The organism is Rhizobium sp. BK650 (assembly GCF_014195325.1).
GTDB lineage: Bacteria > Pseudomonadota > Alphaproteobacteria > Rhizobiales > Rhizobiaceae > Rhizobium.
Genome location: NZ_JACIBK010000001.1, coordinates 310,413 through 327,321, shown reverse-complemented (window position 1 = coordinate 327,321; position 16,909 = coordinate 310,413). Strand labels below are relative to the sequence as shown.

At 59.4% G+C, this 16,909-nt stretch carries 17 protein-coding genes; 10 read left to right on the top strand and 7 right to left on the bottom strand.

Features of this window, described 5'->3' with window-relative positions:
• Nucleotides 1–11: 11 nt before the first annotated feature.
• The 5 genes from FHX15_RS01595 (at nucleotide 12) to FHX15_RS01575 (ending at nucleotide 4,862) form a co-directional block, all read left to right on the top strand.
• On the top strand, nucleotides 12–935 hold the full coding sequence (locus tag FHX15_RS01595) for an ABC transporter permease subunit (protein WP_184393085.1): 924 nt from the start codon (nucleotides 12–14) through the stop codon (nucleotides 933–935).
• Nucleotides 932–1,849: an ABC transporter permease gene (locus tag FHX15_RS01590; protein ID WP_184393083.1), complete on the top strand. Its 918-nt coding sequence runs from the start codon at nucleotides 932–934 to the stop codon at nucleotides 1,847–1,849. Before FHX15_RS01595 ends, FHX15_RS01590 begins: the two co-directional genes overlap by 4 nt.
• Nucleotides 1,850–2,857, top strand: coding sequence for an ABC transporter ATP-binding protein (locus FHX15_RS01585; RefSeq protein WP_184393081.1), 1,008 nt, complete (start codon nucleotides 1,850–1,852; stop codon nucleotides 2,855–2,857). It begins immediately after the preceding gene.
• On the top strand, nucleotides 2,850–3,836 hold the full coding sequence (locus FHX15_RS01580; protein ID WP_184393079.1) for an ABC transporter ATP-binding protein: 987 nt from the start codon (nucleotides 2,850–2,852) through the stop codon (nucleotides 3,834–3,836). The genes FHX15_RS01585 and FHX15_RS01580 overlap by 8 nt, the downstream gene beginning before the upstream one ends.
• A gap of 114 nt (nucleotides 3,837–3,950) precedes the next feature.
• Nucleotides 3,951–4,862 carry a sugar kinase gene (locus tag FHX15_RS01575; protein WP_184393077.1) on the top strand — a complete coding sequence of 304 codons (912 nt, stop codon included), beginning with the start codon at nucleotides 3,951–3,953 and terminating at the stop codon, nucleotides 4,860–4,862.
• Between the two features lie 81 nt (nucleotides 4,863–4,943).
• Here the strand turns inward: FHX15_RS01575 and FHX15_RS01570 are convergent, their stop codons facing one another.
• Nucleotides 4,944–5,132 (bottom strand): DUF2735 domain-containing protein, encoded by a 189-nt coding sequence (locus FHX15_RS01570; RefSeq protein ID WP_184393075.1) that lies wholly within the window; start codon nucleotides 5,130–5,132, stop codon nucleotides 4,944–4,946.
• A 427-nt stretch (nucleotides 5,133–5,559) separates the two neighbouring features.
• Here FHX15_RS01570 and FHX15_RS01565 point away from each other — a divergent pair, with 427 nt between their 5' ends.
• Both FHX15_RS01565 and FHX15_RS01560 read left to right on the top strand, forming a co-directional pair.
• Entirely contained in the window at nucleotides 5,560–6,600 is a 1,041-nt protein-coding gene (locus tag FHX15_RS01565; RefSeq protein WP_184393073.1) for a glutamine synthetase beta-grasp domain-containing protein, read from the top strand.
• 243 nt (nucleotides 6,601–6,843) lie between these two features.
• Complete coding sequence (locus tag FHX15_RS01560) at nucleotides 6,844–8,028, top strand: glycosyltransferase family 1 protein (RefSeq protein WP_184393071.1); 1,185 nt, start codon at nucleotides 6,844–6,846, stop codon at nucleotides 8,026–8,028.
• A 2-nt stretch (nucleotides 8,029–8,030) separates the two neighbouring features.
• Here FHX15_RS01560 and FHX15_RS01555 read toward each other — a convergent pair whose 3' ends face one another.
• Nucleotides 8,031–9,044 carry an alpha/beta hydrolase gene (locus FHX15_RS01555; protein WP_184393069.1) on the bottom strand — a complete coding sequence of 338 codons (1,014 nt, stop codon included), beginning with the start codon at nucleotides 9,042–9,044 and terminating at the stop codon, nucleotides 8,031–8,033.
• Between the two features lie 164 nt (nucleotides 9,045–9,208).
• On the opposite strand from FHX15_RS01555, the gene FHX15_RS01550 reads away from it, so the two are divergent.
• Complete coding sequence (locus FHX15_RS01550; RefSeq protein WP_184393067.1) at nucleotides 9,209–9,652, top strand: MarR family winged helix-turn-helix transcriptional regulator; 444 nt, start codon at nucleotides 9,209–9,211, stop codon at nucleotides 9,650–9,652.
• On the opposite strand, the gene der is transcribed toward FHX15_RS01550, so the two are convergent.
• From der to FHX15_RS01535, 3 genes are all read right to left on the bottom strand, one after another.
• Complete coding sequence (der, locus tag FHX15_RS01545; protein ID WP_184393064.1) at nucleotides 9,649–11,073, bottom strand: ribosome biogenesis GTPase Der; 1,425 nt, start codon at nucleotides 11,071–11,073, stop codon at nucleotides 9,649–9,651. The genes FHX15_RS01550 and der overlap by 4 nt on opposite strands.
• A 15-nt stretch (nucleotides 11,074–11,088) precedes the next feature.
• Nucleotides 11,089–11,772 carry a tetratricopeptide repeat protein gene (locus FHX15_RS01540; RefSeq protein ID WP_184393062.1) on the bottom strand — a complete coding sequence of 228 codons (684 nt, stop codon included), beginning with the start codon at nucleotides 11,770–11,772 and terminating at the stop codon, nucleotides 11,089–11,091.
• A 102-nt stretch (nucleotides 11,773–11,874) separates the two neighbouring features.
• Nucleotides 11,875–12,468: an NnrU family protein gene (locus tag FHX15_RS01535; protein WP_184393060.1), complete on the bottom strand. Its 594-nt coding sequence runs from the start codon at nucleotides 12,466–12,468 to the stop codon at nucleotides 11,875–11,877.
• 121 nt (nucleotides 12,469–12,589) lie between these two features.
• On the opposite strand from FHX15_RS01535, the gene FHX15_RS01530 reads away from it, so the two are divergent.
• Both FHX15_RS01530 and FHX15_RS01525 read left to right on the top strand, forming a co-directional pair.
• Nucleotides 12,590–13,579, top strand: a complete 990-nt coding sequence (locus FHX15_RS01530) for a polysaccharide deacetylase (protein WP_184393985.1) — start codon at nucleotides 12,590–12,592, stop codon at nucleotides 13,577–13,579.
• Between the two features lie 113 nt (nucleotides 13,580–13,692).
• On the top strand, nucleotides 13,693–14,223 hold the full coding sequence (locus FHX15_RS01525) for a PAS domain-containing protein (RefSeq protein ID WP_184393058.1): 531 nt from the start codon (nucleotides 13,693–13,695) through the stop codon (nucleotides 14,221–14,223).
• A gap of 56 nt (nucleotides 14,224–14,279) precedes the next feature.
• Here FHX15_RS01525 and sbmA read toward each other — a convergent pair whose 3' ends face one another.
• Entirely contained in the window at nucleotides 14,280–15,545 is a 1,266-nt protein-coding gene (gene sbmA / locus FHX15_RS01520) for a peptide antibiotic transporter SbmA (RefSeq protein WP_184393056.1), read from the bottom strand.
• Nucleotides 15,546–15,668: 123 nt separating this feature from the next.
• Nucleotides 15,669–16,874, bottom strand: coding sequence for an MFS transporter (locus FHX15_RS01515; RefSeq protein ID WP_409526990.1), 1,206 nt, complete (start codon nucleotides 16,872–16,874; stop codon nucleotides 15,669–15,671).
• Between the last annotated feature and the right edge of the window lie 35 nt (nucleotides 16,875–16,909).

The following is a 16,909-nucleotide window of genomic DNA, read 5'->3' as shown; positions in this document are numbered from 1 at the left end:
GCTCCACGCCCATGATCAAATATGCACTCCGTCGATTGCTGTCGACGATCCCCGTCCTGTGGATCGCCGTCACAGCTTGCTTTTTCGTTTTGCGCCTTGCCCCCGGCGGCCCCTTCGATGGCGAAAGGCCATTACCGCCGGTGATCCTGAAAAACCTCGCGATCCACTACAATCTCGATAAGCCGCTCATTCAGCAGTACCTGATCTATGTCGGCGACCTGCTGCACGGCGACCTCGGCCCCTCCTTCGCGAGTGAGGACTTCACCGTCGCGCAGCAGATCGGGATCGGTCTGCCTTATACATTCACCATCGGCACGGCCGCCTTCCTGATCGCCATCATCGTCGGCGTAGCCGTCGGCTGTCTTGGAGCCCTCTACCAGAACAAGGCACCGGATTATATTCTGGGTGCGCTCATTCTGGTGGGCGTCGTTCTACCGAACTTCCTGATCGCGCCCATCATGCAGCTGATTTTCGGCATCCACCTGGCGTGGTTCCCGGTCGGCGGCTGGGGTGACGGCTCGATCAAATACCTTGTCCTGCCGATCTTCGTTTTGGCGCTGCCGCATGCCGGCCGCATCTCGCGCATCACCCGCGGGTCGATGATCGAGGTGATGAACCAGAATTTTATCCGCACTGCCAAGGCCAAGGGCATCGGCCCGCGTCTGACGGTCATGCGCCATGCGCTAAAGCCCGCCATGATGCCGGTCGTTTCTTATCTCGGACCGGCGGCAAGTTATCTTCTCACCGGTTCGCTGGTTGTCGAGAGCATCTTCGGATTGCCCGGCATCGGCCGCTATTTCGTCAACGCAGCGCTGAACCGCGATTACGGCATGGTTCTTGGTACGGTCATCTTCTATATGGTGCTGATCGTATTCCTGAATCTTCTGGTCGATATTGCCTATGCCTGGCTGGACCCGAAGGTGAGAAACAGATGATCCTCAATCCCGCAAAAAGGGAACTGCTCGCGGCCGAACTGCTGGAGGCCGAAGGCTTGGCGCCGGAAGGCCGCTCTCTGACCCGAGACGCACTGCGCCGCCTCTCGCGCAACAAGGCCGCGGTCATATCGATCGGCGTGCTGGTGCTGTTGATTCTCGCGGCTTTCCTCGGCCCGAATTTCATTCCCTTCAATTATGAAGACCCTGATTGGGCCGCCTTCCGCGCGCCTCCATCCTTCGAAAGCGGCCATTATTTCGGCACCGACCCGAACGGCCGCGACCTTCTCGCCCGTGTACTCTACGGCACGCGCGTCTCGCTGGCCGTCGCACTGACGGCAACCATCGTTTCCGTGGTCATTGGCGTGCTCTACGGTGCGATCTCGGGCTATATCGGCGGCAGGCTGGACTCGATCATGATGCGCTTCGTCGACATCATGTACGCGCTTCCCTACATCCTCTTCGTCATCCTGCTGATGGTGATCTTCGGCCGCAACGTCTACCTGCTCTTTGCGGCGATCGGCGCGCTCGAATGGCTGACCATGGCCCGCATCGTGCGCGGCCAGACCCTGTCGCTCAAGCACCGCGAATTCGTGGAAGCTGCCCGTGCCTCCGGTCAGAAGCCTTTCAAGATCATCACCAAACACATCATCCCGAATCTCGTCGGCCCCGTCGTCATTTTCGCGGCGCTGACGGTGCCTGAGATCATCGCCACCGAGAGCTTCCTGTCCTACCTCGGTTTCGGCGTACAGGAACCGCTGACCTCGCTCGGTACCCTGATTGCCGAAGGCACCGATGCCATGGAAAGCATGCCCTGGCTGCTGATCTTCCCGGCAAGCTTCCTTGTGGCCCTGCTCCTCAGCCTGCTGTTCATCGGCGACGGGCTGCGCGATGCGTTCGACCCGAAGGATCGATAGATGTCTCAAGAAAAACAAAAAGATACACTTCTCGAGCTAAGGGATTACTCGATCACCTTCGAGACCCCGGAAGGCCAGGTGAAGGCGGTCTCCAACATGAACCTGACGGTTCGCCGCGGTGAACGTATCGCCATCGTCGGCGAATCCGGCTCCGGCAAGAGCCAGACCTTCCTTGGCATTATGGGATTGCTCGCCAAGAACGGCAGAACGACCGGCCAGGCTCTGCTGGAAGGCCAGGATGTACTGTCGCTGAAGCCACGCGAACTCGACCATGTCCGCGGCAAGGACATGGCCATGGTCTTCCAGGACCCAATGACGGCGCTCAATCCGTCCCTCCGCATTTCCCGGCAGCTGACGGAACAGCTTGAGATCCACCGCGGCTTTACCGCCAGAGCGGCATCAGCCGCAGCGCTCGACATGCTAAAGCGTGTCGGCATTCCTGATCCGGCGCGCCGCTTCAACCTCTACCCGCACGAGCTCTCAGGCGGCATGCGCCAACGCATCGTCATTGCCATGGCGCTGCTGACCAAGCCGAAGCTCCTGATCGCCGACGAGCCGACGACGGCGCTCGACGTAACCATCCAGGCGCAGATCCTCGATCTCTTCAATGATCTGACGGCGGAGATGAACACGGCGCTCATCATGATCACTCATGATCTCGGCGTCGTGGCAGGTCTCGCCGACAAGGTGGCCGTCATGTATGCCGGTCGCATCGTCGAGGAAGCCCCGGTCGACGAGCTTTTCGAGAACCCGGCACATCCCTATACTGCAGCCCTGCACGCCTCGATCCCACGTCCAGACCAGGATGTCGACGATCTCGTCGTCATTCCCGGCCGGCCGCCGAACCTGCAGCATCTGCCCAAGGGCTGCAATTTCTCGCCGCGCTGTTCGCAGGTTCAGGACGATTGCATCGACCGCCCGCCGCAGCTTGAGCCGCAGGGGGCAAACCATTGCGCCGCCTGCTTCCATCCCTTCCCCCGCCGCGAGGAGTTGCTGGTCCATGGCTGAACGCTCGCTTCTGAGGGTCGAGAACCTGACGACCCAGTTCGAGATCCCCTCTAAATCCTTCTTTAAACCGCCGCTGATGCTGACGGCCGTCAACAATGTGAGCTTCGATCTTGCCGAAGGCCGCACGCTCGGCATCGTCGGCGAATCCGGCTGCGGCAAGTCGACGCTCGGCCGCTCCATCCTGCGCCTCCTGAAGTCGCAGAAGGGCCGCATCCTCTGGCAGGGCCGCAATCTGCTTGACCTTTCGGATGAGGAAATGCGCGCCGCGCGCCGCGACATGCAAATCATCTTCCAGGATCCGATCGCCTCGCTCGATCCGCGCATGACGGTCGGCGACATCATCGCCGAGCCGCTTACCGTCTTCGAGCCGAAGCTGACCAAGGCCCAGCGTCTCGACCGCGTGCGCGAGATCATGGCCGCCGTCGGCTTAGTGCCGGAGATGATCAACCGCTATCCGCACGAATTCTCGGGCGGTCAGGCGCAACGTATCGGCATTGCGCGCGCCGTCGTCACGCGACCGAAGCTCATCATCTGCGACGAGCCTGTTTCCGCCTTGGATGTGTCGATCCAAGGCCAGGTCATCACGCTGCTTCGCAAGCTGCGCAAGGAGTTTGGCCTGACGCTGATCTTCATCAGCCACGATCTGTCGGTCGTGCGCCTGATTTCGGACGATGTGCTGGTACTGTATCTCGGCAAGGTGGTCGAAGCCGGCGATTGCGCCACGGTCTTCGAACATCCTGCTCACCCCTATACGCAGGCGCTGTTCTCGGCGGCCCCGATCCCGGATCCGAAGCTTGCGCGCCAGCGCAGCCGCATCCGCCTGCAGGGAGACCCGCCCTCGCCGCTCAATCCGCCGAAGGGCTGCGTCTTCTCGCCGCGTTGCTGGAAAGCAACGGATGTCTGTCGCACCGAAATGCCGCCGACGGAACTCGTCCGTCCCGGCCAGACGGCCGCCTGCTATCATATGGACCGACCCTGAAACGACATTCTCCATCGCCCCGCCATCGAGGCGATGGACTTTCAGCTCTCGTTGACTTGTCTCCTCCCGCCTCTTCGCGTATCGGCAAGAACTGAAAAAATTCGGGAGGGAAGCTTGAGCGGACGGTTTCTGTCGATCGGCGAATGCATGGTGGAGCTATCGCAGGCCGGTGAAGGCTTGCTGCGCAAAGGCTTTGCCGGAGATACGTTCAACACCGCATGGTATGCTCGCGCCTGCCTGCCCTCCGCCTGGTCGGTCGATTATTTCACCGCGCTTGGCGATGACCCCATGTCCGACGAAATGATCGCCTTCATGGGCAAGGCCCGTGTCGGCACCGATTTCATCCAGCGCATCAAGGGCAAGACACCCGGGCTCTACATGATCAATCTCAGGAACGGCGAACGCTCCTTCAGCTACTGGCGCGACAGCTCCGCCGCCCGTAGCCTTGCCGCCGACCCCGACCGCCTGCGTGAGGCGGTGGAACATGCTGACGTCGTCTATTTCTCAGGCATCACGCTTGCCATCCTCTCCCATGACGACGCCGACACGCTGCTCGCCGAAATCCGCCGTGCCAAGGCGGTCGGCAAGTTCGTCGTCTTCGATCCGAATATCCGCCCTCGGCTCTGGTCGAGTTACGACGTCATGCACACGACGATCAGCGAAGGCGGCCGTGCATCCTCGCTCGTCATGCCGAGCTTCGACGACGAGGTCGCCCATTTCGGAGACGCCTCCATCGATGCCACCATTGAGCGCTATCTTGCGCTGGGCGCCTCGCATGTCGTCGTCAAGAACGGCGCGGAAGGTGCAACGCTGAGCTTTGCTAACGCGAAAGCTTACGTGCCGGCGGAAAAGGTCAAAAAGGTCGTCGACACGACAAGCGCCGGCGATAGTTTCAATGGCGCCTTCCTGGCTCATTATCTGGAAAACCGGGACGCCCCGGCAGCCGCCCGCTTCGGGGCTAGAATCGCCGCCCGCGTTGTCAGCGAGCACGGCGCACTCGTGCCGAAGGAAAAGCTCGGGCTCTGATAGCGTCGTTGAAGCCTGCGCATGTCGCTCGATCCAGCGGCCACGCGCAGGCTCGCCCCCTCCTCAGCGGTCAGTCATCGATCAGGAATTGGGTTTCTTGTCGTCGGCGCGAACGGCTTCGTCGTGATACCAGCAGCTGTCGAGTGCATCGCACACATCGGCGGCCTCACGCTCCATCATCCTAAAGCGTTCGAAGCGGCTTGGTGCGCGAACAGCCTTGATGGGAAACTGGTAGATTGTCGCGGATTCACGATGGAAACCAATTGCCATGAGATAGCCTTTCTTCAGCTCGGCCTATCAACATTTTCGGTCTGTATAGTAGCACAATGCACATAGTTTATGCAAATTGCATAAAATAACGGCAATGTCGCAATAATAAACGACCGATGCAGCATTTCCTGATTAAGCTTGCGCTGATTTGTTTAAAACTTCATCCATCAGGTTGAACGCCGGAATTTTAACCTGGTTCCAGCCGCCAAATGGCGGTCGCAAACCGCGATAGGCGTAAACCGGCCTCACTTCGCTCAGCTGCCGATGCCATCCGGAAACAACTGCGACGGATGATTCGTAAATTTTTTATGTCAGCGACCCGAACTGGCACGCTACGTGCTTTACGTTAGACATCCCCTGGCGGGAAGGCGCGCGCTTGCGTCTTCTGCCTCAGGATTTGCTCAAGTTCGCAGCAGAGAGAGTCGCGATGACAAAGTATAAGCTCGAGTATATTTGGCTCGATGGGTACACCCCGGTACCGAACCTGCGTGGCAAGACGCAGATCAAGGAATTCGATAATTTCCCGACGCTCGAACAGCTCCCGCTCTGGGGCTTCGATGGTTCGTCGACGATGCAGGCCGAAGGCCGCAGCTCCGATTGCGTGCTGAAGCCGGTTGCCGTCTATCCCGATCCGGCCCGCACCAACGGTGTTCTCGTCATGTGCGAAGTCATGATGCCGGATGGCGTGACACCGCATGAATCCAACAAGCGCGCCACGATCCTCGACGACGAGGATGCATGGTTCGGCTTCGAACAGGAATATTTCTTCTACGAAAACGGCCGCCCGCTCGGCTTCCCGGAGAGCGGCTACCCGGCTCCGCAGGGCCCGTACTACACCGGCGTCGGTTTCAAGAACGTCGGTTCGGTTGCCCGCGAAATCGTTGAAGAGCACCTCGACCTGTGCCTGGCTGCCGGCATCAACCACGAAGGCATCAACGCCGAAGTGGCTAAGGGCCAGTGGGAATTCCAGATTTTCGGCAAGGGCTCCAAGAAGGCCGCCGACCAGATCTGGATGGCGCGCTACCTGTTGCTGCGTCTGTGCGAAAAGTACGGCATCGACATCGAGTTCCACTGCAAGCCGCTTGGCGATACCGACTGGAACGGTTCGGGCATGCACTGCAACTTCTCCACCAAGTTCATGCGCGAAGTCGGCGGCAAGGATTACTTCGAAGCGCTGATGGCGCAGTTCGACAAGAACCTGCAGGCTCATATCGACGTTTACGGCCCGGACAACCACATGCGTCTGACCGGAAAGCACGAGACGGCTCCGTGGAACAAGTTCTCTTACGGCGTTGCCGACCGTGGCGCTTCGATCCGCGTTCCGCACTCCTTCATCAAAAACGACTACCGTGGCTATCTGGAAGATCGCCGCCCGAACTCCCAGGGCGACCCCTACCAGATCGCTTCGCAGGTTCTGAAAACGATCTCGGAAGTCCCGACCGCTGGCTTCGCTTCGGCTGCGGCGTAAGTTTTTCTGCAGCGCCGGCCTCCCCGCCGGCGCTGTTCCTTTTCAAGACCCATCTGCCTTCCGGCTTTTCAACTGACACAATCGCTGTCGCAATGGCCGTAAAGCCCTGTAAACGCTCACACAGGGCTGTAATATTTCCATCATGCACTTCCGCCAAAATGAGAGAGCGGGAATCGCCATTCCGGAACCCCGCCCAGGGGTTGTGCGTTGCCAGAATCATGCGACGCTGATGGAAATGAAAGCATGCTGCAACGTCCGTCAGATTCTTATAGCGGCGAAAGCTGGGCTCGTGCCGCAGCCGCAGGAACCGTGCCCGAGCGGCTGGTAATCGTGACGGACGCATGGCATCCCCAAGTCAACGGCGTCGTGCGCTCAATCGAGAACACCAATCGCGAACTCGCCAAGATGGGCGTCGAAGTCTCGATGGTGACGCCGGAGCGCTTTGCAAGCGTGCCCTGCCCTACCTATCCCGAAATCCGCCTGTCGATCGCTTGGTATGGCCGTGTTGCACGCGAAATCGAAAAGCACAATCCGTCCTACGTCCACATCGCCACGGAGGGTCCGCTGGGCCTGACAGCGCGCCGCTGGTGCATCAGGAAGCGTATGCCCTTCTCCACCAGCTACCATACCCGCTTTCCCGAATATGTCTCGGCGCGGCTGCCGATCCCCAAAAGCTGGCTCTATGCTTTCGTGCGCTGGTTCCACAATGGCGGCGCAGGCTGCATGGTCGCAACGCCAAGCCTCGCCCGCGAACTTTCTGCAAAGGGCATCAGGAATCTGATGCCCTGGAGCCGAGGCATCGATGCATCGCAATTCCACCCGATGCCTTTGGAGGAAAATCCCTTCGGGCTTCCGCGTCCGATCTTCATGACGGTCGGTCGCGTGGCACTGGAAAAGAACCTGCCGGCGTTTCTCGACCTCGACCTTCCCGGTTCGAAGGTGGTGGTCGGCGAAGGCCCGGCGCGCGCCGAACTGGAAGAGCGCTATCCCGAGGTGCATTTCACCGGCGTGAAATTCGGTGAGGAGCTGGCAAAGGCCTATGCCCAGGCCGATGTCTTCGTCTTCCCGTCGCTGACGGATACGTTCGGCAACACCATTCTGGAAGCGCTGGCGTCAGGTGTTCCGGTCGCCGCCTATCCCGTCACCGGCCCCCTCGATATCATCGGCGAAGAAAGCCTCGTCGGCGCACTCGACGAGAATTTGCAGGCTGCCTGCCTTGCTGCCCTTTCCTGCTCGCGGGAAAAGGCGCGCGAGCTTGCCATGCAATATTCCTGGGAAGCGGCGACGTTGCAGTTCATCAACAATATCCGCGCAGCCAACGGCGTCATCACGCCGAAATGGAAGAAGGCGTGGCAATACGCCACGAAATCCCTTCCGAGAAGCAGAAAGCCCGGCGATACCGCCGAGCCTGTCTCGCCAATCGACTGATCTTACTTTTGAAGGGCAGCCCGTAGCGTGTCATTGGCGACCGAGATGGCACTCCGTACAGCCGGCGTCCCAGCAATCGCGTTCAGAAGCACGAAGTCATGGATCGTGCCGTTATAGCGGATCGATGTGACCTTCACTCCGGCCTGAGTGAGCTTGCGGCCATAGGCTTCGCCTTCGTCGCGCAGCACGTCGTTTTCATCGGTGATGATGAGCGCCGGCGGCAGGCCGTTCAGTTGTTCGAGCGAAGCCTGGAGCGGCGAAGCCGTGGGTTCCTTGCGCTTGGCTTCGTCCGGCAGGTAGGCGTTCCAGAACCACTTCATGGCTTCCCTGGTCAGCCACGGGCCGTTCGCGAACTGGTTGTAGGAACCGGTATCGAAATTGGCGTCGGTGACGGGGTAGAACAGCACCTGCTGGTCGATGGCGGGGCCACCGCGCTCCTTGGCAAGCAGCGTCACGGCAGCGGTCATGTTGCCGCCGACACTGTCTCCGGCGACGGCCAGGCGGCTCGCATCCACGTTGAATTCCTTGGCATGTTCGGCGACATATTTCGTCGCGGCGTAAGCCTGCTCGATTGCAATGGGATAAACGGCTTCCGGCGAGCGGTCATAGTCGACGAAGACGACAGCGGCCTCGGCGCCGTTGGCGATTTCACGCACCAAACGGTCATGCGTATCGGCATCGCCCAGTACCCAGCCGCCGCCGTGGAAATACATCACCACAGGCAGCCTGCCCTTGGCGCCTTCGGGGCGTACGATGCGCAGCTTGACGCTGCCGGTCGGGCCGACCTTGATGATCTTGTCTTCTTCCCGGGCGGCGAGCTTCTTCACGTCGCCTTTCTGAGCTCCGGCAAGGATATTACGGGCATCGGCAGGCGAGAACGTGTAGATCGGCTTGGAGCCTGCCAGGCTATCGATGAATTTCTGTGTTGTCGGTTCCAGCACAGGCTCGGCAAACGCTCCAACGGCGGAAGCCGCCAGGATTGCTGCTGCGGAAACTGCGGTCTTGATGCCAGACATTGTCGTATCCTCTCGGGGTTCGTTGCGTTCGTCCTGAACACGCTCGTTGTATCGCACACGATTTGTTATCGCACGATTTAAATTGCCGCATAGGTGCTATGCATAAAAGCGCATACGATTATTTATTGCACGACATAATATCCAGTGGTTTTGGAGATTGAGCCATGTCTGACCAGCTGAAACTGAACACGTTCATCTGCTTTGCAGTCTATACTGCAAGCCACGCCTTCAATCGCGTCTATAAGCCGCTGCTCGACGAACTCAGTCTCACCTACCCGCAATATCTGGCGATGGTCTCCCTTTGGGAAGAAGACGGTCAGACTGTCGGTGGCCTCGGCGAAAAGCTCTTCCTGGAATCGAGCACGCTGACCCCGCTCCTGAAACGTTTGGAAGCTGCGGCCTACATCCGCCGCGAACGCAGCAGACAGGACGAGCGCGTCGTCGTGCTGCGCCTGACGGAGGAAGGCAAGCAACTGAAAGAAAAGGCCGAGGCCGTGCCGGGCTGCATCATCGACGCTAGCGGCCGCAGTAGAGATGAGCTTGCACGGCTGCAGGCAGAGATTATTGCTCTGCGCGAAGCTCTTAACAAGAGCATGGCAGCGGACTAAGTCCGCCTCTTCTTGCCTTCAAACGGATTGTCCGGCGACCGGTAGTGAATCCGGATCGGCACGCTCGGCATATCGAAATCCGCACGCAACCCGTTGATCAGATAGCGGGTGTAGGATTCCGGCAAGGCATCGGCGCGGGTGCAGGAAATCATGAAAGCCGGCGGCCGAGCCTTTACCTGCGTCATATATTTGAGCTTGATGCGGCGGCCGGAAACGGCCGGTGGCGGATGCTGTACCTGCTGTTGCTCCAGCCAGCGATTGAGCTTGGCAGTCGAGATGCGCTTGTTCCAGACCCGGTCGGTGTCGATGATCGACTGCATGAGCTTGTCGAGACCCCAGCCGGTCTGGCCGGAAATGGGCACGGCGCGGATGCCGCGCGCCTGCGGCAGCAGCCGATCGGTCTTTTCGCGCAGGTCGGCGAGCACGGCCTGACGATCCTCGATCATGTCCCACTTGTTGAAAGCGAGTACGGCCGCGCGACCTTCGCGCAGCACGAGGTCGACGATATGCAGATCCTGCTTTTCAAAGGGGATCGTCGCGTCGAAAACGATAACGACGGTTTCGGCAAAGCGAATGGCACGCAGCGCGTCGGCGACGGAGAGCTTTTCCAGCTTCTCGATCACCTTGGCCTTGCGGCGCATGCCGGCCGTATCGAACATCTTGATCGTGCGGCCGCGCCATTCCCACTCCACGGAGATGGAATCGCGGGTGATACCGGCTTCCGGTCCGGTCAGCAGCCGGTCCTCGCCAAGGAAGCGGTTGATGAGCGTCGACTTGCCGGCATTCGGGCGGCCGACGATCGCGACACGCAGCGGCTTGCTGTCGTCATAGGCGAGCTCTTCGTCTTCCTCGTCTTCTTCGCCTGATGACTGCGGCAGGTCGACATCGGTAACCGCGATATCTTCCTTCGACGGAAAGGCAATATCCTCACCGACTGCAGCAACGATGGCATCGCGCAGATCGAGCATGCCCTGCCCGTGTTCGGCCGAAATCGGCACCGGTTCGCCTAGCCCGAGCGAGAAGGCATCATAGAAACCGCTGTCGGACCCACGCGCCTCGGACTTGTTGGCAACGAGCACAACAGGCTTCCCACGACGGCGCAGCATCTCGCCGAGGGCGGTATCAACAGGCGTCAGACCTGTCTTGGCATCGACAATGAAGAGCGACAGGTCGGCCTCGTCGATCGCCGCTTCCGTCTGCTGGCGCATGCGGCCTTGCAGACTTTCGTCGGTTGCCTCTTCCAGCCCAGCCGTATCGATGATCGTGAAGCGCAGGTCGACGAGCCGCGCCTCACCTGGGCGGCGGTCGCGGGTTACGCCCGGCGTGTCATCGACAAGCGCAAGCTTCTTCCCAACAAGCCGGTTGAAAAGCGTCGATTTGCCAACATTCGGGCGACCGACGATGGCGACCGTAAAGCTCATTCTTTTCCCTTAAGCTCAGCCCTGCGCGGCGGGCGCCTTGCCGGATGCGGTGATGAGATCAAGCATCATATGGGCACGATTGGCAACATTGCGGGGGCTGTCGACATCATCGACAATCGCCTGGAACCACTGGCGCGCCTGGGTCATATTGCCGGCCTTATAGGCGGCAAGACCGAGAGCCTCGCGCGAAGAATGGCGGAAGGCGTTGCCCGGCACGGCCATTTCCTCGACGGCGGCGGAAACCTGTTCATAGGTGCCATTCTCGATCAGCAGCCAGCCAGCGCGCATCTTGGCGGCATCCTGCACGGCAGCCGGAACGGACTTGTCCTTGGCTATGGCCTGGAAGGAAGCGATCGCGCCAGCATTATCACCCTTCTGCGACAGGACAGTCGCGGCACGCATGCGCGCCAGAACCGGATAGGCGCCGTGGCCTTCCTTCTCCAGCTTGTCGAGCGCGGCCAGCGCCTCGTCAGTCTTGTTCTCGTCGGCAAGCTTCATTGCCGCCAGAAACTGGTCGCCGGCGCCGGAAGACGCGCTGTTGTCCCAGCGTTCATAAGCGACCTTGCCGATGGTCCCGAGCACGATGAGAATAGCAACGGCAATGATATAGCGGCCGAACCGGCGCCATGCGCCCTTCATCTGGTCGGAACGCAGTTCCTCATTGACTTCACGAATGAAGCTGTCGTCGTTGAATGCCATTCTCGTCTCCGGCCGGGAATTACCCATACACAGTGCAAAGCGCACATTGTGGGGCCTTCTACCCCATTTTGCGGCGGTTGTAAGGGGGATATCGCAGAATCGTCACGAAGCGAGCATCGGCAGCGGCGCAACGCCGATCAGCCATTCGTGGACACGCCAGATGATCAGCGCCCAGACAACCGCGCCGATGATGACGGCGTAGAGGTCATACTTGGCCGAAACGAAGCTCCGAAGCGTGATTTCACCGCGCCGCTCACGCCGCTTGAGCGAAATGCGCATGATGACACCCCAGGCAAGAAAGGCCGCAAACAGCAAGACCGATGACGTCTCGCCATTGGCGAGCAGATGCGCCAGCGCCCAGATTTTTACCGACAGCACCATCGGATGTTTGGTCTTTGTGGCGATATGCCCGGCCGGCAGCAGCGAAGCGACGAGACAGATCATCGCGATCAGCATCAGCGCAACTGTGATATGCGCCATCCACACCGGCGGATAATAGAGCATGCCGGTCACCTGCCGTGCCTGCCCGAAACCGTAAATCAACAGGACGAGCGTCCCGATACTCGCGATCGAATAGCCGGCTCGCCAGCCCGTCTCGCCGAGGCTTGCGATCATCGAGCGGCGGAAGTCCGGAGCCACGACCCGTACGAGATGCACTCCGAGGAAAAGTACGATGCCGATGATAAGCAATGTCATTGCGGTCCCTTCCTTGCCGTTTGCCATGGCTTACCGGCTGGCGGGAAAAAATGCCAGTAAGACCGCAGCTTCGCCGCATTTCTGTAACAGGAAAACCGCAATGCAAATTGTCGCGGTGCCCATGTTTCGTTCTGTTTCTTTCGTCTCCCTTGCCCTCTCGCTGATTTTTCCCGCCGTGGCAGGTGCCGTCGACAAGCCGAAACAGCTCGTCATCATCTCTTTCGATGGCGCACACGATAATGCCCTCTGGCAGAAGAGCCGCGAAATGGCGGCAAAGAATGGCGCGCATTTCACCTACTTCCTCTCCTGCACTTTCCTGATGAATAGGGATGCTAAAGCAGCCTACCAGGCCCCGCATCAGAAACGCGGAAGGTCCAATGTCGGATTCGCACAGAGCGACGACGAAATCCGCGAACGCCTCGGCAATATCTGGCATGCCCATCTCGAGGGCCACGACATTTCCAGCCATGCCTGCGGCCATTTCGACGGCCGGCAATGGAGCGAGGCGGACTGGTCGGCCGAATACGCGACCTTCAAGACGACGCTGAAGAGCGCCTGGAAGAGTGTCGGCCTCGAAGAGCCTGCCGGCTGGCAGGATCTCGTCGACTACGACATCAGGGGTTTTCGCGCACCTTACCTTTCGACCGGCGGCGGTGCGGGCATGATCGCAGCCGAGAAGAAGGCCGGCTTCACCTATGACGCAAGCCTCGTCACCAAGGGGCCGGCCATGCCCGTTGAGGAAAATGGCGTCCTCCGCTTCGGCCTGCCGCTCATCCCCGAAGGCCCGGGCGAAAAGCCTGTTATCGGCATGGACTACAATCTCTTTGTTCGCCACTCCAAGGGCGAAGAAGATGCCGCCGACAGCGACGCTTTCGAAGAGCGCGCTTACGCTGCCTTCAAGGAAGCGTTCGACAAACAATATGCCGGCAGCCGTATTCCCCTGCAGCTCGGCTTTCACTTCGTGGAAATGAACGGTGGCGCCTATTGGCGCGCGCTCGACAGGCTGGTGAGCGACGTCTGCCACAGGGCCGATGTCGCCTGCGTCAGCTATTCCGAAGCGATCCCCATGATCGAGGCACGCGGCCAGCTGCAGCAGACCTCCGGATTGTAAGGCACCTGCCTGCTAAAAAGGTGGATGTCAAAAACGGCCTCACCGATTGATTGCCTGCGAACTGCGCTTTGATAAGCGTTGCATCATCAATGCATGCAAGCTTGGATGATGTCGTGACGACTATTGCGGACCTGGACTGCCTGACTGACAAGGACGAATACCCTGTTTGTGAAACCGGCTTTTTCACCTGGGATATCGTTGCCAATCTTCTTTACAGCGACGGAGCGGTCGCCGAAATGTTTGGGCTCGATGCTACGGAGACCGCAAGCGGCCTGCCGGTCGAAGCCTATATTTCCCGGATCCATCCGGAGGATCAGCCGGCCGCGGCCAAGATCATCCATCATACGATCCTGACACAGGAGCCGGAGCATCAGAGCTATCGCGCACGCCGCGCCAACGGCGCCTTTCATCAGGTCATGGCCTTCGGGCGCTGCTTCCGCGACAAGAACGGCATTCCCTCTCTTTACGCAGGCATCATTCTTCCTCTCCCCGAGGAGGCGCCGACGGCCACGCCGCTGCTCGACCATTGCCTCGCCGCCTACGACATTGCCCTCAGCGAGGGCAACACTGCTGTCGCGGATCATATTCTGGAAGCGCTGATGGATATGAACTGGAAGAATACGGGGTGCAGCCGCCCCAACTGAGCCCCAGACAAAATCCAACAAGAAGGCCACCGCTTGGGGTGGCCTTCTTGTTGATGTCAGCCATCGGCGCGAACGACGCTGGCCTCTCGCTCCAGATAGCGCTGGTCGATGTCAGGCAACGGCTCATCATCGATCGCCGCTTCGAAGGCCTTAAGACGCTTATGGATGGAGAGCAGTTCGATGATTGTAGACCATGAATTGACGAGATATTGGAACGAATTGCTGACTTGGCCGAAAGCGGTCGCGATCTGTTGGAAGATACCGTATGTGATAGCACCGGCAACGATGGTCGGCGCCATAAAGAAATACACGAAAAGATTGTCAGCCTGTAAATAGAACGAGCGGGCAACATTAAAATACATATAGTGAAAATATAGCGTGAAATAGTTTTTCCGCACCCTCGAGAACAGTTCCTGGACCGTTGGCGGCTGCGCTCTGTCAGGGTGATCCTCGCCGTAGACCAACTCCTTGCGGTAGGCGGCCTCCACACGCTGGTTTTTGAAGTTCAGGCCAGGCAGCTTGATACCCGCGACAGCCAGCAGGACAGTACCGAAGGCCGACCAGAAGATAGCAAGCCAAAAGAGAGAGTTCGGTACTTCGCCCAGTATCGGCAGTGTCGTCACATAATGCGAAAGGGCAAGCATGATCGGCAAAAAGACGACCAGTGTCATCACCGAATTGATCAAGTTAATACCGAGACCTTCGAGGGTGCTGGAAAAGCGCATCGTGTCCTCCTGCACACGCTGCGAAGCACCTTCGATGTGCCGAAGCTTTTCCCAATTCGCCATATAAAAGTCGTTCATTGCCGTCCGCCAGCGGAAAATGTAATGGCTGGTGAAGAAATCTGTCATGATCGATACGAACATGGCGAGAAAAGCGATCTGTGCAAAAACGAGAAATAGATCGTAGAAGTTCTCGACAGTGATACCGGGTTTCTTCGTCAGCGCATTTTGCAGCAAATCCCCAAAAGGCCGGCGCCAGTTGTTGATGACGACCGTGATTTGCACGCCAAAATAGGTCACGAAGATAATGAGCGCCGATCCCCAGACGGACCACAACTTCCATGGATGATGCAGCGCCTTTACATGCCAAAAGCCGCAGAAAATGAAAGCTGCAACAGCGAAATAACCGTAAAACCAAAGATTTTCCGGCAACAGGAAGAACGAGAGATCGATCGGCTGTTGCTCTTCGGGAACTGGCACAAATCCAAGCGACGCACCAAGACCAGCGGCGAAGAAATACCAGCCAAAAATCGCGATCAGCGTCCAGACTACGAGGGAAGTAAAGAACACCTTTGGCTGGGGAAAGAAGGAATGAAACACGGGGAGCTTTGCTTTCCTGAACTGGAGCCTCGAACGAGTGGCGAACCACTGATTGCCCGGAAATTAAGGCAGTTCGAAGAAAGCAGCAATGGGCTCAACCCATTGTTACGCACTTGTAACCACTTAAGGGATTTTCTTCATCACAGGCATAACCAGAGCGGCGCAGAAAACCAGCACGATTGCGGCGATAATGGTCGGGAGCACGAAATTTCCAGTGGCCTGCGCGATCCGCCCGGCAACGACAGGCCCGATGATCTGGCCGACGCCGAAGGCGGCCGTCATCAGCGCCAGAATACGGCGCGGGCTTTCCGGTGAAAGCCGGCGGCCGATCTGCAACCCATAGGCGGTGATGGCAAGGAAGGTGGCGCCGAACAGTGCGCCGCCGATCAATGGCGCCACCGAATGCGGCAGTTCCACCGTTGCAAGCACGCCGATTGCCTCGATGATGAGCGCCGCCACGTAGACGCCGCCGATCCCGAGCGAGCGCACGAAGGGTCTCCAGATGAACAGTGCGACCGTGGCTGTCAGGCCGGCGATGAACCAGCAGAGGAACTCGACAATCGGCCCCGACGCGCCCATGCGCGCAATGGCAACCAGGAAGGTTGCGGTGATGACATAGCCGAAGCCGAAAAAGCCATAGGACAGCGTCAGCAGCACCATCGGCGGGTTCCAGACCAGAGGCGGCTCCTTCGCCTGGCCGTTGCGGACCGGCGCCTTCGGCAGCAACGCCCAGACGATGACAAGGCTGACGAGACAGAAGAGAGCGCCGCCGATCCAGTTCGCACGCCAGCCGCCGGCTGCGTCGTTAAAGACATGACCGAGCGCGAACACCATGACCGAGGAAATCGCGATCCCCGCCCCTGGCCCGCCGAAATGCGCTGCCTGAACGTGGTCGTTGCCGGCAGCCGCCCCATGGCTCAGCACGATTGCAGACGCGAAGACCAGCGTGAAGGCGCTCGCGACACCCGCCAGAAAGCGGATAACGGCAAAAAGCATCACCGAGTTCGTTGCTGCCATAGCGGCCAGCAAAACTGCCGTCGCAAGCAGGGAAAGCAGCGCCACCAGCCGCTCGCGCCCCGCCGCCCAGCCGTAAGCGCCGAGAACCGCGCCAACGAGATAGCCGACGAAATTGGCAGAAGCGATGAAACCGGCGTCGGCAGCTGAAAGCGGCACGCCGACCATCATACCGGGCAGGATCGGCGTGAAGGAAAAGCGCCCAAAACCCATCGCCGCCGCCATGGCGACGGAACCTGCGAGCGCTGTGGTGATGAGATTGACCGGGCGGTCGTCATTGGGAGCCAGCATGGCGCGTTTATCGCGCTGCAGCATGGCCGCCACAAGTGACTAATTCTGATGGGTTCTTC

Bases quoted from the DNA above. Each gene is read 5' to 3' on its own strand.
- FHX15_RS01595 (WP_184393085.1), top strand. From the start codon at position 12: ATGATCAAATATGCACTCCGTCGATTGCTGTCGACGATCCCCGTCCTG.
- FHX15_RS01590 (WP_184393083.1), top strand. From the start codon at position 932: ATGATCCTCAATCCCGCAAAAAGGGAACTGCTCGCGGCCGAACTGCTG.
- FHX15_RS01585 (WP_184393081.1), top strand. From the start codon at position 1,850: ATGTCTCAAGAAAAACAAAAAGATACACTTCTCGAGCTAAGGGATTAC.
- FHX15_RS01580 (WP_184393079.1), top strand. From the start codon at position 2,850: ATGGCTGAACGCTCGCTTCTGAGGGTCGAGAACCTGACGACCCAGTTC.
- FHX15_RS01570 (WP_184393075.1), bottom strand. From the start codon at position 5,132: ATGGCAATTGGTTTCCATCGTGAATCCGCGACAATCTACCAGTTTCCC.
- FHX15_RS01565 (WP_184393073.1), top strand. From the start codon at position 5,560: ATGACAAAGTATAAGCTCGAGTATATTTGGCTCGATGGGTACACCCCG.
- FHX15_RS01560 (WP_184393071.1), top strand. From the start codon at position 6,844: ATGCTGCAACGTCCGTCAGATTCTTATAGCGGCGAAAGCTGGGCTCGT.
- FHX15_RS01555 (WP_184393069.1), bottom strand. From the start codon at position 9,044: ATGTCTGGCATCAAGACCGCAGTTTCCGCAGCAGCAATCCTGGCGGCT.
- FHX15_RS01550 (WP_184393067.1), top strand. From the start codon at position 9,209: ATGTCTGACCAGCTGAAACTGAACACGTTCATCTGCTTTGCAGTCTAT.
- der (WP_184393064.1), bottom strand. From the start codon at position 11,073: ATGAGCTTTACGGTCGCCATCGTCGGTCGCCCGAATGTTGGCAAATCG.
- FHX15_RS01540 (WP_184393062.1), bottom strand. From the start codon at position 11,772: ATGGCATTCAACGACGACAGCTTCATTCGTGAAGTCAATGAGGAACTG.
- FHX15_RS01535 (WP_184393060.1), bottom strand. From the start codon at position 12,468: ATGACATTGCTTATCATCGGCATCGTACTTTTCCTCGGAGTGCATCTC.
- FHX15_RS01530 (WP_184393985.1), top strand. From the start codon at position 12,590: ATGTTTCGTTCTGTTTCTTTCGTCTCCCTTGCCCTCTCGCTGATTTTT.
- FHX15_RS01515 (WP_409526990.1), bottom strand. From the start codon at position 16,874: ATGCTGCAGCGCGATAAACGCGCCATGCTGGCTCCCAATGACGACCGC.